The following is a 13,956-nucleotide window of genomic DNA, read 5'->3' as shown; positions in this document are numbered from 1 at the left end:
ATCGAGTTACCCATCAGGCGGCATCGTCGGGCATCAGATAGCCGAACCCTCGCCTTGTCTCGATGACATCGCTGCCGAGCTTGCGTCGCAATCGCGCTACAATGACCTCGATCGCGTTCGGATCGCGGTCGTTGCCTGAATCGTAAAGATGCTCAGCCAGTTCGGTCGGCGCCACCACCCGTCCTGCATGATGCATCAGAAACGCCAGGAGCCGGTACTCCAGCGGCGACAGGGAAACGGGGATGCCGCGCAGCGATATCCGCATCTGGCGCGTGTCCAGAAGCAGCGGGCCGGACCTCAGAACGGGCGCCGCCTGCCCTGCCGAGCGACGCAGGATGGCGCGCAACCGGGCGAGTAGTTCTTCCATTTCAAAAGGCTTGGGAAGATAGTCGTCAGCCCCGGAGTTGATCCCCTCCACGCGTTCCGTCCACATCCCCCTTGCGGTCAGGATCAGAACCGGAAAACGGCGGTCGTTGGCCCGCCAACGTTTCAAGATCGTGAGGCCATCGAGCTTGGGCAATCCGAGATCCAGAATCGCGGCGTCATAAGTCTCGACATCGCCAGCGAACCAGGCAGCTTCACCATCCTTTACGACATCGACCGCCATTCCAGATGCCTTGAGGGCAGTCGCGATATCGGCAGCGATACGGGGCTCGTCCTCGGCGAGGAGGATCTTCATCAGTCGCCCTCCCCATCGCGCAGGATGACACCGGCACCGGCGTCGACGTCGATGGTCTTTCGCCGGCCATCGGCACCGACGACCTGGAACCGGTAAACCCATTTGTTGGCCTTGCGGATGAGATCGACCGCCACGACATCGCCGGGAGCTTTGGCGCGGACAACGTCCAGTATATCGGCAAGGCCCTTGATTTCGCCGTGCTCGTACAAATCCCGCGCCCGGTCATGGTCGCCGTCATCGTCCTCATCGGCACGGGCAGCGACAGGCATGGCCAGGACAAGTCCAGCGAGACCCAGCACCGCCAAACGCATCAACAGGCTTTTCATCGGCAAGGCATGTCGCACGTTCAAGCTTTCAATTTGCTGTCAATCATCCTCAGCCCGCAGCAAGCCAAGGGTCCATATCCAGGCATTATCGCGTCCAATCATGGCCGCGCCGAGAAGGATACCAGACCATGCGCAATTCCATGCTTGTCCTTGCAGCACTTGCAGGCCTCACAACCTTTGCCCTGCCGGCGGCCGCCGAATCGGACGAAGGATCATGTGGGGCGCAATCGTCCGTTGACCCATCCGGCCCGATCGACCTGCAGGCCATCCCGATGCAGGACGCCACCACTCCGAAAACCATCAAGGGTGACGACGATGCATGTGACGACCGGCAGGGCGATGAGGGCGACGAAGACGACTAGATCTCTCGTTCGCAGTGCGTGGCCCGTCGCAGCACATAACGATCACAAATGTCGGACCAAGGCTCGCTGCAAGGCTGGCAATTGTCCAAAGTCCCCTACCAATTTCTGGAGAGTTTTCGTGGTCCCCATCCAACACATCCACCCCATTCTTGTTCATTTTCCTATCGTTCTGATCTACACGCTTGCGGCTATCGACCTTGTGGCGCTGGCAGGCGGCAGCGCCGTCACAAGGAAATCGGGCACTGGCACGATCTCTACTTTTGTGGCCCTGGCTGCCGGAGTGTTCGCCATAGGGACCTGGTTCTTCGGCGGTCTCGCCCTGGATCACGCCGAAGCGGCCGGCTTCAGCAGCGATATCGCGGAAATCCACGAAAGCCTGGGGGGTATCACTGCCCTTGCCTTCCTGATCTGGGGCCTTGTGCGGCTCGCGCTTTGGATGCGGAATCGCGAGTTTCGGGCTGTAACGATCGCCATCCCTTTGATCGAGATTTGCGGAGCAATTCTGGTCACTGCGACGGCCTACTATGGTGGACTGCTTGTCTACGAGCTTGGCGTGAACGTCGCCAAGACCGCGATCGCTGGCTAACGGGAACGCGCCCGTCACTTGCGAGCCAACCTTTGGACCATTTGCCTCGACGGCAAAATGATTCAGATCAAGGCGCTTCGTGCATGTGGAGCCTAAGAAGCCGGAGGTTTGGAGAAACTCGGGAGAGCGAACATGCAAGCCGCAGCCATAATGAGCAAGCCAGTCGTCGGCATCGACCCGTCCGCATCGATCGCCGAGGCGGCAGGGTTGATGCTCTCCGAAAAGATCAGCGGCTTTCCCGTCATTCGTGGCAACGGCACGCTGGTTGGTATCGTCAGTGAGGGCGATTTCCTGCGTCGCGGAGAACTGGGCACGGAGCGCAAGCGCTCGCGCTGGCTTGAGTTTCTCGTCAGCCCCGGAAAGGCGGCCGATGAATATGTCCGTACCAATGGGCGGCGGATCGAGGAGGTGATGTCGCAAGATGTCGTGACGGCATCCCCTACCGCATCGCTCGCCGAAGTGGTCGAGCTCATGACGCGTTACCATGTCAAACGCATTCCGGTCGTCGACGCCGGGAAAGTCGTCGGCATCATCACCCGCTCTGATCTTATGCGGGCATTGCTCGGCGTCCTTCCTGATGCAGCCCCTGCAGTCATCGATGACGAACAGATTCGCCAAAACATCATGACCGAGCTAGCGATGCAGAAATGGGCCGGCAAGGACTTGATCAGCGTAACAGTGAACAAAGGCGTGGTGAAACTGAGCGGAGCCATCTTCGACGAACGCGAGCGGCAGGCAGCCATTGTAGCGGCCGAAAACGTCGCCGGCGTCAAAGTTGTCGAGGACGATCTCTTCTGCGCCGATCCCCTATCCGTCATCCTTGTTTCGTAGCGAAGGCCCGACCAACTCCGGGTTGGTGTCGCGAGCCGCTGTGCCCAGAGAGCTTGAACTTGCGTTGGAGGATAGCTCGGCAGCGAAACAGGTTCGCGCTTACGCTTCGCTGCGCTCAGATCGCGACTAGAAGGATCAATGGCCGAAGGAGCAGCAGGGCGAATGTAACAAGCGCCGCGCCGGTAACTCTCTCTGCCATTCTTTTGCCTCCGCTGAAGCGCCGACCTAGCAACAGCCACAACGATCCTGTGGCAGCTGTCATCACCAGCAGCGCAATCCAGAAGAGTCCCAGCGCCCGCAGTTCGATGTTCATCGGCACGATAGCCAGGCAATAAATAAAGGCCTTCGGGTTCAGGGCACTGGTCGCCGCAACAGAAATGGCATCGCCGTTTTTGGAAACGTTAGTCCCGGCGCTCGCCACCAGGCGCAGCCCAAGAATGACGAGCCATCCGGCTGCAATCAGCCTCAGTATCTGAATGGCATCCGGTGACACAACGGGACGCAGCGACAACCAGCACGCGGATGCGATCCCGTATCCGCATGCCTGAGCGGCTAAAAGTTTGATCGCATTCGCTCGTTTGACCGACCCCGCCATCAAAAGAGCGTTGGTGGGCCCTGGTGCAACAAAGAGCAGAAATGCTTCTGGAAAGAACAAATCGTCCACCGAAGTCATAACGTCCTCAAGGCAGATCTGCTCGATGCACTACCGTTGGTCGGCTACGTGCTGCAGTCGTGCGATCAGGTCGCTGTTACGGCAATAGTCTGGCGGGTTCTCGGCTTGCTGATGTTCGTCGAGCCAGGTCATGCATTCGTCCTGATGGCCGCAGGCACGGCAGCGGTTCACTGCCCGATTTGTGACTGCCGCATGGTCTGCCACGACCTTCAAATGTCTGTCGACGCCGACCGTCCGCATCATGCGACCCATCAGAGCCGTTCTGGCGTCGACCGAAATCAGGTAATCGAGAAAGCTCATATTGATCACTCCTGCCTACTCGCCATCATTGCCATGTTGGCGGCAGGTGGCGTTGATCTCGATCAACAGGCTGTGTGGCGCAAAACCGAAGCGACAAGGCGGTCTAGAAAGGGCCGTTGACCGGCAAGCAGTTTTGCCCGGGCCAGGTCCAGATCCAGCCATGCACTGCGATCCACCTCGGGAAATGACTGCATGCGGCCGCTGCGTCGTGGCCATTCCATCTCAAACATGTTGCTGCGCAACGTCGCGGTATCGAAATCGCCTTCCAGCGCGAAAGCCGTGATGAGTTTGCTCTTTCGCTGGCGCAACTCACCCAGTTTGAGCAGGGCCCCCTTGGACTCCCAACCTGTCTTTTCCTTGAATTCGCGCCGCGCCGCGGCTTCTGGCAACTCGCCTTCGTCATACTCGCCCTTGGCGATGGACCAGGCGCCAAGATCGCGGCTTTGCCAGAATGGGCCGCCTGGATGGACGAGCAGCACCTGCAGCCCCTTGGTCGATCCACGATAGGGCAGAATGCCCGCGCTTCTCTTCATCATCGCTTCAAGCCTCCCCACGCGGCCTATGATCTCGGGTAGGCCGCATGAGGCTTGGGCCCTCTGTCGATCATCTGGCCCGCCCTCTTCCGGTGCGACTGGCGGCTCTCCTGTCCGAAGAACCAGCGCTTGGTTGCCTCCGAGGCCAGTAGATAGAGCGCGGTGATTGCGACAAGCCCGGCAAGCACGGGTAGCGGCAAGGGCACGAAGCCGAACCAGGCTGCAAACGGCAGATAGGGGATCATGATCGCGACAACCCCGACAACCAGTGTAAGCCAGGCAAGCAACGGGCTTGGACGGCTCGCCCAGAAAGCCCTGTGCGTGCGCACGATGAGCACGATGGCAAGCTCCGTCAGCAACGATTCGACAAACCAGGCGGTCTGGAATGCCGCCTCCGTCGCATGCGCGAAGAACAGAAGGAACGCGAAGGTCGCGAAGTCGAACAGCGAACTGACCAGGCCAAAGCTGATCATGAACCGCCGCACAAAACGGATGTCCCAGTGACGTGGCCGGCGCAGTTGGTCGGCATCGACATTGTCGCTTGCTATAGCGAGCGAAGGAACGTCAGAAAGGAAATTGTTGAGCAGGATCTGCTTTGCCAGAAGCGGCAGGAAAGGCAGGAACAGCGAGGCGACAGCCATGCTGATCATGTTGCCGAAATTGGCGCTGGTGGTGATTGAAATGTATTTCATCGTGTTGGCGAATGTCTTGCGGCCATCGTCGACGCCGCGCACGAGCACGCCCAGATCTTGCTTGAGAAGGATGATATCGGCCGCTTCGCGCGCGACATCGACAGCGGTATCGACTGAGATGCCTATATCTGCCTCATGAAGGGCGGGCGCATCATTGATGCCGTCGCCAAGGTAGCCGACGACATGGCCCCTGCTCCGCAGTGCCTGAACGATGCGCTCCTTCTGGTTGGGATCGATCTCGACGAAGAGGTCGGTGTGCTGCACGCCTGCAAAGAGCGCGCTCTTCGTCAATTTCGAAAGCTCCTCTCCGGTTATGATCCTGTCGGCGCGCAAGCCGACCGCTTGGGCAAGATGCGCGGCAACGTAACGGTTGTCGCCCGAAATGACCTTTACCGCGATGCTGCGGTGGGCGAGCTCGGCAAGCGTCTCCCTGACGCCTTCCTTTGGCGGATCGAGGAAAAGCAGGAAGCCTACGAAGGCGAGATCGATTTCGTCTTTCCTGCTGAACGTTTTCCGACTCTCAAATCGGCGGATCGCCAGGCCCAGAACGCGGTAGCCGTCCGCGCTCCAGCGCCGGAATTTCTCGTCGATCACCGCCCGCTGCTTCTCATCGAGGGGTTCCAGCCCTTTCGCCGTGCTGACGAAGCCGCACGTTTCGAGGACATTTAGCACGGCGCCCTTGGTGATCAGAATATCTTTGGCGTCCTTGGTCCGCACAACAACGGATAGCCGCTTGCGGATGAAATCATTAAGGGATCTCGTCGACCTTGGTGAAAGCGGCCAATGATGCGCCCTCGCCCGGCGCACCGGCGATCGCTTCGTCCAGCGGGTTCTTCAGTCCGGCCTGCATGGTCGCGTTGAGACGTGCCCAAAGCAGGATGTCGGTTGACGGATTGCCGTCGACATCAAACGCTCCGTCGAGGTGGATCACGCCTTCCGTCAGCGTGCCGGTCTTGTCGGTGCAGAGCACGTCCATGCTGCCCAGGTTCTCGATGGCGTCGAGACGGCGCACGATGACGCCATTGGCAGCCATCGCGCGAGCCCCTCTAGCCAGCGTCACACTGATAATGGCCGGAAGGAGTTCCGGCGTAAGACCAACCGCCAGAGCCAGCGAAAACAGCAGCGATTCAATCAGCGGTCGATGCAGCATCAGGTTGGCGAAGAACACCAGGATGACAATCGCCAGCATGATCTCGGTCATCAGATAGCCGAACAGTCTTATGCCCCGGGCAAACCCTGTTTCAGGGATTTGTCGTTCCAGGGCGGCAGCGATCGACGCGAATTCGGTGCGGGCACCGGTCGCTGCCGCAAGCACGGTTGCAGTGCCGCTGCGGACCGATGTGCCGGTAAAGACCGCATTGCTGCGCTGTGCGACGGAAGCCTCCGGCATTGACCGCCCCGGTGCCTTCACGACGGGAAAGGTTTCGCCGGTGAGAACCGCCTCGCTGACATTGAAATCGCGCGCGTCCAGAATGATACCGTCTGCAGGAATGAGGTTTCCGGCCGAGAGGCGGATCAAGTCGCCCGGCACGATATCTTCGGCAGCAACCGAGCACTCGACCCCGTCACGCAAAACAATAGCCTTGCGCGAAATACGCTGTTTCAGTGCTTCGGTCGCCCGCGATGCACCGTACTCCTGGGTGAAGCTCAGGACGCAGCTTGCCAGCACGATCGCCCCGATGATCGCAGCCTCCTGGCCCTCTCCCACGAAGGCCGATACGCTGGCCGCGAAAATGAGGATCAGGACCAGCGGGCTACGGAACTGGCGCGCGAACACCACCAGGGCCGACGCGCCTGACTTCGACGCCGGTGTGTTTCGGCCGAATTTTGCGAGCCTCGATGCGGCTTCGGAAGCAGCCAGCCCCGAGGCGGACGTCTCGAGGCGTCGCAGAAGGTCATTGGTCTCGATCGACCAATAGGCACCGTCATCTGGCGAGACGGGTTGCTGGTCAGCTTCGCCTATCATCAATACGACATGAAGCGGCTGATGCCGCTCTCTTCGATCAGCGTGCGGGTGACGCCGCCAAATGCCCATTCCCTCAACCGGCTATGGCCATAGGCGCCCGAGACGATCAGGTCCGCATGGATCGAGCGTGCAAATGTCAGCAACCGGTCGCCGTCAGCCTCGCCGGCGATCAACTCGGTTCGCGCCTTGATGCAATGGTGTTCAAGAAAGGCGGCGACATCGTCAAGGCTGTCACGGATGCTTTCGTCGCGATTGGCGTCTATCGTGGCGACGACAACTTCGTTGGCCTTGGCCAGAAAAGGCAATGCATCGGCTATCGCACGCCGCGCCTCCCTGGTGTCCTTCCAGGCAACGAGTACGGTTTTTGCGGGGATATGCTCGATATTGCCTGCGGTGACCAGGACTGGCCGCCCGGCACCGAGCGCGAGGCTGCCGATATCCACGGCGCGAAAGACGTTGTCTCCATCCCGGCCGCCGGTGACAATCAGGTCGGCCGCCCTGGCCGAAACGCCGAGGAAGCGGGTCGGACTGCAGACGGCTTGCCCCCATTCGCTGGTAATCGAAGCCGGCACCAGCCTCTCGAACACTTCACGCAATTCAGCAAGCCGCTTTTCGATTTCCGTTCGCTGGATCTGCATGACCTCGCCTTCGTAGACCATGCCGTCGCCTGTCGCCACCAGAGGCGGGACATCAGCTGCCGCCAAGCCGATAAGATGGGCTCCAAATCGTTCGGCAAGTTCGATCCCGACCCGCACAATGGGTGCGGGAGTCGCATCGATGGCGAGGTTCACGATAATTGACTTGTAGGACATTGCGGATGCCTTTCGCTGAAACGGTGCAATGCGTGATGAATCGCATTCGCCAGCGCCCAAGGCCTTGATGCGCGTCAAAGACCGTCAACTGCATCCGCCAACTGCATCTGCGTCCAAAACGTCGTCTCGATCCGTTTTGCGTGTGCGGCGAGAAGTGATAGTTAGCGCCAGTAGCACCGTCTCGAACCCAGGAACCTCAGGTGATCCAAGACGAAGCGCTCAGTTTGTCGCCCGGCGGGACGACACTGAAATCACTCTTGTCACGAATGTTCGATCAGGCTCCGGGCTTTATAGCGCTCATGCGCGAGCCAGGTCACGTTTTCGAACTGACCAATGCCGCCTACCAGCGATTGATCGGCAACAGGCAAGTGATTGGAAAGTCAGTGCGGGACGCCTTTCCCGAGCTCGAAGGACATGAGTTTTTCGAACATCTGGACCATGTGTACACGACCGGCGAGCCTTATAGGGGCAAGGGGGTGAAGGTTGGTCTTCGCAACAAAGCCGACGGGCCGGTGGAAGAGCGCATCCTTGATTTCGTCTATCAGCCGGTCAAGGCCGACGATGGCCGTATCACCGCGATCTTCATTGAAGGCACGGATGTCAGCGAACTCTCCTTTGCAAACGCAGCACTTCGGCTGCGTGAGGACCATTTGCGATCGATCCTGGCAACAGTGCCAGACGCAATGGTCGTTATCGACGAACAGGGCCGGATTCAATCCTTCAGCACTGCTGCCGAAACGCTGTTCGGCTATCAGTCAGACGAGGTCATTGGTCAAAACGTCAATATGCTGATGCCTTCGCCCTATCGCGACGAGCATGATGCCTATCTGCTTCGCTACCTGACGACGGGAGAACGCCGGATCATCGGGCTCGGCCGCACCGTTACCGGGGCACGCAAGGATGGCACGACTTTCCCTATGGAGCTTTCCGTCGGCGAGATGCATCCGGGAACCGGACGCTTCTTTACCGGCTTCTGCCGCGACCTGACCGAACGCCACCGGGCAGAAGCTAGAATCCAGGAGCAGCAGCAGGAGCTGCTCCACATGGCGCGGTTTACGGCCCTGGGCGAAATGGCCTCGACGCTTGCCCATGAGATCAACCAGCCGCTCACCGCCATCACGAACTACCTCAAGGGCAGTCGACGGCTGCTTGAAAAGAGCACGGAAGAGAACGCGCCCATGCTGCGGGATGCCGTGGACAAGGCAGCTGAGCAGGCCCTGCGGGCGGGAGACGTCATTCGTCATCTGAGGGATTTTGTTGCTAGGGGCGAAAGCGAGCGCCAGGTCGAACGACTGCCCTTGCTGATCGAGGAAGCCGCGTCCCTGGCCCTGGTTGGTGCAAGGGAGATGAATCTCCTCGTCAGCTACAAGCTCGACCCGTCCGCCGAACTGGTCTTGACCGACCGCATCCAGATTCAGCAGGTTCTGCTCAACCTGATGCGCAACGCGGTTGAAGCCATGCAGGATGCATCACGACGCGAATTGAAAGTCACGACTATTGCCCGGGATGATGGGATGGCCGAGGTAAGCGTGATCGATACTGGCCCAGGTCTCGCGCCGGAGGTCTCGGCGCAACTTTTCCAGCCATTTGTGACCACCAAGAAGCAAGGCATGGGTGTCGGCCTTTCCATTTGCCGCACCATCGTTGAATCGCATGGCGGTCACATATGGGCCGAGGCGGTGCCGGCCGGTGGAACCGCGTTCCGGTTCACCTTGCGCATCGTAGAGAAAGAAGAGGTCACAAATGGCCGACAGTGATCTGGTGCACGTGGTCGACGACGACGTCGACGTTCGCAAGTCGCTCGGTTTTCTTCTGGCCACAGCAGACTTCGCTGTACGCCTGCACGAATCGGCCACAGCTTTTCTGTCGACGGCGACGAGCAGTCTCGATGGCTGCATCGTCACCGACGTACGCATGCCGGGCATAGATGGCATAGAGTTTCTGCGACAGCTCAGAGCAGGCGGACATACAATTCCGGTCATCGTGATGACGGGCCATGCCGACGTGGCGCTCGCCGTTCAGGCAATGAAGGAAGGCGCTTCCGATTTTATCGAAAAGCCGTTCGACGACGAGATGCTGATTGGCGCGATCCGCTCCGCGCTGGCCAACCGGAACCAGGCAAACGCGGCGCATCCCCAGTCTTCGGACATCCGCACGCATCTGGCGACCTTGTCGGAGCGCGAGCGGCAGGTGCTGGACGGGCTTGTGTCGGGTCTGCCGAACAAGACCATCGCCTACGATCTGGGAATCAGCCCGCGTACGGTCGAAATCCACCGGGCCAATGTCATGAGCAAAATGGGCGCGGGCAGCCTGTCACATCTTGTGCGCATGGCGTTGATCGTGGAATCCAGACCCTAGGGAGACCCTTCGAGAGGGTTGCCAGTTCTGGCTTGGGCCTGCTCCGGCTTCCAATCGCGCCAGTGGGTCGGCCGGATGTCAACACGGGCACCGGTGGTGGCGTTCTTCCAGCCTTCTCGACTCCTTACGCACGGAAATACGAGCGCATGCGTCCCCTCCTCGTCGACGACGGCGAGTTCGAGGTCGCGACCATACGGTGCGCTTAGGATAGAGTTCCACATTGTCTTAGCTTTGACGGAAACAGCGCGGCGCGCTTTGACCTGGATCATTTCTGAAATTGCGCGATGCGTTGTGGGCAAGTAAGCGCGTCGGTCGTTCCGAGCGGTCGAGGTCCAATCATTTGGTTGTGTAGGCGGTAAGCGCGCGCCGCTTGGCGACCGGCCATGCCAACCCGGCCATTGTGCGAGTTGCAAAACGGCCGGCCGCTGTCTGCATGCTGGCATCCTCGCAGCTGTTTGATCGTGATCAAGGCCCAGTTTGGCGAAGCGCCTATCATTCGAAGCAGAAGGAGATTGCCATGCAGTACATCAAGGTCGACGAAGCGCTATGGGCGTCCAGCATGTTGCCCGAGGGCATCCTGGAGCGTTGGTTCATTTCCAGCGGCGACACAATCAAGGCCGGCGAGCTAATAGCCGAAATTCGCGTCGAAGACGCGCTTCACGAGATTGTCGCGCCAGCAAGTGGCCGCGCGACGATTGTCGCCACAGCAAATGCCGTCATCGAACCCGGTTCGATCTTGGCGACGCTGGAGTTCCAATCCGCGTGAAGCATTCGACGCCTCACCGCGACGATTGCGCTCATCAACAATAACTCAAGGACGTATAGACATGCAGACCCAACATGCCGTCGCCTGGCTCGACCATCGCGAAGCCAAGGTGTTTTTCTTCAACCGTGAGACAGCCGAAAGCGTGAGGCTTGTCACCACGCTGGCGCATCATCAGACCCACAACAAGGCAGGCAGCATCGACGGCAAGCGAGCGCCTGAAAACGATGCCTTCTACCACGATGTGGTCAACGCCCTGCAGCCAGCCAAGGAATGGCTGATCGTGGGACCAGGATCGGCAAAAGATGAACTGGCCAAGCACATCCGTGACCACCATGCGCACTTGAAGGATCGAATTGTCGGTGTTGAAACGGCGGATCATCCTACGGAGGCCCAGATTGTGGCACACGCGCGGTCGTTTTTCCGTGCCGCTGACCGGATGTTGCCCTAGCTCAGTCTGGAGTTGCTCTGATGGCCCGCTATCGGCTGCGAGGTCGATTGCATTTTACAGAGCGGCTTGCATGAACTCCGATCGCGCAGCGAACCGTCTGGTTCGGTCGGCTGCTGCGCCCATGACCTCGATCACGGTTGCTGCAAGCTGCTGATGTAGGCGATTATCGCCTCGATCTGGTCAGGGCTTGCAACCCATTCGGGCATGTCCGGATGGCCGGTCGAAATGCCCTCGGCGAGGGCTTCCTCGAGATCCGTATCGGATAGCGCTTCGATAAGGTGCGAAACGCCGGCGCGTCGGGATGGGTGCTTTGATCGGTTTTTCCAATGGCGTGGCAGCGGGCACAATTGAACTCAACCAATGCCTGGCCGCGTTCCATCAGGCTGTTGGCCTGTGCAGGCACGAATCCAAGCAGCAACGCCGCAGGTGCGCAAACCCATCGAAACCGCCGCCGGCGACGCCCGTTGCCCATATTGCTGCTCATGGTTGCAGGCCTCCGCCTTTCGATCTACGCAACTGTCTTCGCCGCTGCGTCCTCGATTGCGGTTTTGGCTTCCTTGCGCACGCGCTTGGCCGTTTCCGACGCGAGCTTGGAGGTCAGGCCCGCGACCTTGCCGGCTTCGGTTGTGTATTCCAATGTCGTATTCTGCAGGAAAGTGGAGAAGATGTCGAAGGCGTCGTTGAACTCAGCGCCGTCGATCAGGTCACCGACCAGCTTTACATCCTGCTCGTAGCGATGTTTCAGAAACCCCAGCGTTTCGATGTGATAGCGCATCATTGCCTTGAAAGCATGCGTCTGAAGAGACGCCGCAGCGAAGACGAACTTCTGGCCATTCTCCACCATCGGCAATAGTTGCATGCCGAATTGCGACGGTTGGGGATGGATCTGCATGATCGGTACTCCATTGTGAGGGTGGAAACAAAAGTGTTCACCATACGACGCTAACGCTATTCGTCGCCAGGTCGTTGATCCGGATCAACAGATGCTATCGGGCGCCACCGATATCGTTCCCGCGTTTGACACGCATCAAGGTGGTCGTTCGTTCTTCGTGACTAGCTCGCTTCAACGCAAAAGGGCTGCAGCGATGGCTTTCAAAACGATCATGGTTCAACTGGACGTGGACACCATCGCCGCGCCACGCATCTCCATGGCCTGGGATCTTGCGCAACGACATGATGCCGATCTGATCGGCTTTTGTGCAGCCGAGCCGCATTTTGTCCTGCCAAGCGGCACCGATGACCAGGCGGCGACCAAGGCCTTGTGGTGTCAGGTGGAGGAGATTGAGGGCCGCCTCAACTGCTTGAGAGAGGAATTCCTGAGCACAGTCAACGGCAGCAACCGTGCCTCGTGGTGCGGAGAAATAGGAAATCCCACTCGCCAGCTCGCACTCAATGCGCGTGCCGCCGACCTGATCCTAACTGGCTCGCCGACGGTCGATCTGATCGTCGACCATCATCGTATGCTGGATCCGGCAAGTCTCATCCTTGCAGCCGGCCGCCCGATACTCGTGGCCTCGGAAACCTTTGCGCCGATCAGCGCTGCAAGCATCCTGATAGCATGGAGCGACACGCGGGAAGCGCGCCGCGCTGTCGTCGATGCAATGCCCCTTTTGATCGAGGCCAGCAACGTTGTGGTCGTCTCCGTGGACCGGGGAAACACCGCGCCTCGGGACGATGTTGCGGACGTCGAGCGCTTCCTGGCACGCCACGGCGTGAAGGCGCGATCGGAAGTTTTGGATGCGCGCCGCTCCGAGCCGGCGGACTTGCTCCTGCGGATTGGGCACGAAATTGCGGCTGATCTGATTGTTCTGGGTGGCTATGGGCACAGCCGCGTTAGGGAAATGACCTTTGGCGGCGTGACGCGTTCTGTGCTGCGCAGCGGCTCGTTGCATCGCTTCATCTCGAACTGAGCAAAAAGACATCTCAGGCTCTCCGATATTGACATGAATCAAGGTCGGCCTTTCCCGCAAAGGGCTACGTCTAACCGTTGCCAAAGTGAGCGTAGCCGATGACGTGCGGTTCAAGAAACCGCGAGCAAACGCGGGCGGGCGCAGAGCGATATGTCATGCAGGCAACAAAACTTGGTAAGGGCCGCCGCACTGTAATTGCGCCGTTGGATCAAATTCCAGGCGGCGGAGACAGTGCGGGCACCAGCGATTGCTTAACAGGCAAAGGAAAGTCGACATGAACTATCAGCGGTTCTTCGAGGAAGCGATCGACCAGCTCCATGCCGAGCGGCGCTACCGCGTCTTCGCCGATCTCGAGCGCATTGTCGGCAAATTTCCCCGCGCCATCTGGCGTTCCAACGGCCGCGCCGAGGAAATCACCGTCTGGTGTTCCAACGACTATCTCGGCATGGGCCAGAACCCCGATGTCATCGCCGCGTTTCAGAACGCGGCCGGCAAGATGGGCTCGGGCGCCGGTGGCACCCGTAACATTTCCGGTACCAGCAACCCGCTGGTCGAGCTCGAAGCGGAACTGGCCGACCTGCACGACAAGGAAGCGGCCCTGGTCTTCACCTCCGGCTTCGTCTCCAACGAAGCCTCGATCTCGACCATTGCGCGGCTTTTGCCCAACTGCCTGATCATCTCGGACGAGCTGAACCACGCTTCGATGATCGAGGG

The 13,956-nt window shown here is 59.6% G+C and carries 17 protein-coding genes and 1 pseudogene; 9 read left to right on the top strand and 9 right to left on the bottom strand.

Annotated features, from left to right (window positions below; translation table 11 throughout):
* Positions 1–13: 13 nt before the first annotated feature.
* Both AC1DYO_RS23990 and AC1DYO_RS23985 read right to left on the bottom strand, forming a co-directional pair.
* Positions 14–679 carry a response regulator transcription factor gene (locus AC1DYO_RS23990; protein WP_140561940.1) on the bottom strand — a complete coding sequence of 222 codons (666 nt, stop codon included), beginning with the start codon at positions 677–679 and terminating at the stop codon, positions 14–16.
* Positions 679–1,023 (bottom strand): PepSY domain-containing protein, encoded by a 345-nt coding sequence (locus tag AC1DYO_RS23985; RefSeq protein WP_477267132.1) that lies wholly within the window; start codon positions 1,021–1,023, stop codon positions 679–681. The genes AC1DYO_RS23990 and AC1DYO_RS23985 overlap by 1 nt, the downstream gene beginning before the upstream one ends.
* A 110-nt stretch (positions 1,024–1,133) precedes the next feature.
* Between AC1DYO_RS23985 and AC1DYO_RS23980 the strand changes: the two genes are divergently transcribed.
* The 3 genes from AC1DYO_RS23980 to AC1DYO_RS23970 all read left to right on the top strand — a co-directional run bounded on the left by AC1DYO_RS23980 (position 1,134) and on the right by AC1DYO_RS23970 (position 2,784).
* Positions 1,134–1,367 (top strand): hypothetical protein, encoded by a 234-nt coding sequence (locus AC1DYO_RS23980; RefSeq protein WP_477266945.1) that lies wholly within the window; start codon positions 1,134–1,136, stop codon positions 1,365–1,367.
* A gap of 118 nt (positions 1,368–1,485) precedes the next feature.
* On the top strand, positions 1,486–1,953 hold the full coding sequence (locus AC1DYO_RS23975; protein ID WP_477266944.1) for a DUF2231 domain-containing protein: 468 nt from the start codon (positions 1,486–1,488) through the stop codon (positions 1,951–1,953).
* A 132-nt stretch (positions 1,954–2,085) separates the two neighbouring features.
* The gene (locus AC1DYO_RS23970; RefSeq protein ID WP_477266943.1) at positions 2,086–2,784 is read left to right on the top strand and encodes a CBS domain-containing protein; all 699 of its coding nucleotides are present in this window, start codon (positions 2,086–2,088) and stop codon (positions 2,782–2,784) included.
* Positions 2,785–2,899: 115 nt separating this feature from the next.
* Here the strand turns inward: AC1DYO_RS23970 and AC1DYO_RS23965 are convergent, their stop codons facing one another.
* The 5 genes and pseudogenes from AC1DYO_RS23965 to AC1DYO_RS23945 form a co-directional block, all read right to left on the bottom strand.
* Positions 2,900–3,457 (bottom strand): hypothetical protein, encoded by a 558-nt coding sequence (locus AC1DYO_RS23965; protein ID WP_477266942.1) that lies wholly within the window; start codon positions 3,455–3,457, stop codon positions 2,900–2,902.
* A gap of 30 nt (positions 3,458–3,487) precedes the next feature.
* Positions 3,488–3,757, bottom strand: a complete 270-nt coding sequence (locus AC1DYO_RS23960) for a DUF6455 family protein (protein ID WP_140879680.1) — start codon at positions 3,755–3,757, stop codon at positions 3,488–3,490.
* A gap of 62 nt (positions 3,758–3,819) precedes the next feature.
* Complete coding sequence (locus AC1DYO_RS23955) at positions 3,820–4,293, bottom strand: NUDIX hydrolase (RefSeq protein ID WP_477266941.1); 474 nt, start codon at positions 4,291–4,293, stop codon at positions 3,820–3,822.
* Between the two features lie 23 nt (positions 4,294–4,316).
* A pseudogene (mgtA, locus tag AC1DYO_RS23950) lies at positions 4,317–6,948 on the bottom strand (magnesium-translocating P-type ATPase).
* Positions 6,948–7,760, bottom strand: coding sequence for a universal stress protein (locus tag AC1DYO_RS23945; RefSeq protein ID WP_477266940.1), 813 nt, complete (start codon positions 7,758–7,760; stop codon positions 6,948–6,950). Before AC1DYO_RS23945 ends, mgtA begins: the two are co-directional and overlap by 1 nt.
* Before the next feature lie 200 nt (positions 7,761–7,960).
* Between AC1DYO_RS23945 and AC1DYO_RS23940 the strand changes: the two genes are divergently transcribed.
* From AC1DYO_RS23940 to AC1DYO_RS23925, 4 genes are all read left to right on the top strand, one after another.
* Positions 7,961–9,517 carry a PAS domain S-box protein gene (locus tag AC1DYO_RS23940; RefSeq protein ID WP_477266939.1) on the top strand — a complete coding sequence of 519 codons (1,557 nt, stop codon included), beginning with the start codon at positions 7,961–7,963 and terminating at the stop codon, positions 9,515–9,517.
* Positions 9,504–10,118, top strand: coding sequence for a response regulator FixJ (gene fixJ / locus AC1DYO_RS23935; protein WP_477266938.1), 615 nt, complete (start codon positions 9,504–9,506; stop codon positions 10,116–10,118). Before AC1DYO_RS23940 ends, fixJ begins: the two co-directional genes overlap by 14 nt.
* A 370-nt stretch (positions 10,119–10,488) precedes the next feature.
* Positions 10,489–10,884, top strand: a complete 396-nt coding sequence (locus tag AC1DYO_RS23930) for a lipoyl domain-containing protein (RefSeq protein ID WP_477266937.1) — start codon at positions 10,489–10,491, stop codon at positions 10,882–10,884.
* A 61-nt stretch (positions 10,885–10,945) separates the two neighbouring features.
* Positions 10,946–11,332 (top strand): translational machinery protein, encoded by a 387-nt coding sequence (locus AC1DYO_RS23925; RefSeq protein WP_140561923.1) that lies wholly within the window; start codon positions 10,946–10,948, stop codon positions 11,330–11,332.
* Between the two features lie 163 nt (positions 11,333–11,495).
* Here the strand turns inward: AC1DYO_RS23925 and AC1DYO_RS23920 are convergent, their stop codons facing one another.
* Together AC1DYO_RS23920 and AC1DYO_RS23915 are read right to left on the bottom strand one after the other, a co-directional pair.
* Positions 11,496–11,711, bottom strand: coding sequence for a c-type cytochrome (locus AC1DYO_RS23920; RefSeq protein ID WP_477267131.1), 216 nt, complete (start codon positions 11,709–11,711; stop codon positions 11,496–11,498).
* Positions 11,712–11,840: 129 nt separating this feature from the next.
* Positions 11,841–12,224, bottom strand: a complete 384-nt coding sequence (locus tag AC1DYO_RS23915; RefSeq protein WP_477266936.1) for a phasin family protein — start codon at positions 12,222–12,224, stop codon at positions 11,841–11,843.
* 91 nt (positions 12,225–12,315) lie between these two features.
* On the opposite strand from AC1DYO_RS23915, the gene AC1DYO_RS23910 reads away from it, so the two are divergent.
* Both AC1DYO_RS23910 and AC1DYO_RS23905 read left to right on the top strand, forming a co-directional pair.
* A complete protein-coding gene (locus tag AC1DYO_RS23910) occupies positions 12,316–13,242 on the top strand; it encodes a universal stress protein (protein ID WP_477266935.1) in 927 nt (308 codons plus the stop codon).
* A 274-nt stretch (positions 13,243–13,516) separates the two neighbouring features.
* The coding region (locus AC1DYO_RS23905; protein ID WP_477266934.1) for an aminotransferase class I/II-fold pyridoxal phosphate-dependent enzyme at positions 13,517–13,956 on the top strand (440 nt) is incomplete at its 3' end.

Source organism: Mesorhizobium sp. P2_F5 (genome assembly GCF_056403715.1).
The sequence above is the reverse complement of the archived record's forward strand: the minus strand, read 5'-3'. Positions and strand labels throughout refer to the sequence as shown.

Coding starts and splice junctions, on each gene's coding strand:
- AC1DYO_RS23990 (WP_140561940.1), bottom strand. CDS start 679: ATGAAGATCCTCCTCGCCGAGGACGAGCCCCGTATCGCTGCCGATATC.
- AC1DYO_RS23980 (WP_477266945.1), top strand. CDS start 1,134: ATGCGCAATTCCATGCTTGTCCTTGCAGCACTTGCAGGCCTCACAACC.
- AC1DYO_RS23970 (WP_477266943.1), top strand. CDS start 2,086: ATGCAAGCCGCAGCCATAATGAGCAAGCCAGTCGTCGGCATCGACCCG.
- AC1DYO_RS23965 (WP_477266942.1), bottom strand. CDS start 3,457: ATGACTTCGGTGGACGATTTGTTCTTTCCAGAAGCATTTCTGCTCTTT.
- AC1DYO_RS23960 (WP_140879680.1), bottom strand. CDS start 3,757: ATGAGCTTTCTCGATTACCTGATTTCGGTCGACGCCAGAACGGCTCTG.
- AC1DYO_RS23955 (WP_477266941.1), bottom strand. CDS start 4,293: ATGATGAAGAGAAGCGCGGGCATTCTGCCCTATCGTGGATCGACCAAG.
- AC1DYO_RS23945 (WP_477266940.1), bottom strand. CDS start 7,760: ATGTCCTACAAGTCAATTATCGTGAACCTCGCCATCGATGCGACTCCC.
- fixJ (WP_477266938.1), top strand. CDS start 9,504: ATGGCCGACAGTGATCTGGTGCACGTGGTCGACGACGACGTCGACGTT.
- AC1DYO_RS23925 (WP_140561923.1), top strand. CDS start 10,946: ATGCAGACCCAACATGCCGTCGCCTGGCTCGACCATCGCGAAGCCAAG.
- AC1DYO_RS23920 (WP_477267131.1), bottom strand. CDS start 11,711: ATGGAACGCGGCCAGGCATTGGTTGAGTTCAATTGTGCCCGCTGCCAC.
- AC1DYO_RS23915 (WP_477266936.1), bottom strand. CDS start 12,224: ATGCAGATCCATCCCCAACCGTCGCAATTCGGCATGCAACTATTGCCG.
- AC1DYO_RS23910 (WP_477266935.1), top strand. CDS start 12,316: ATGCTATCGGGCGCCACCGATATCGTTCCCGCGTTTGACACGCATCAA.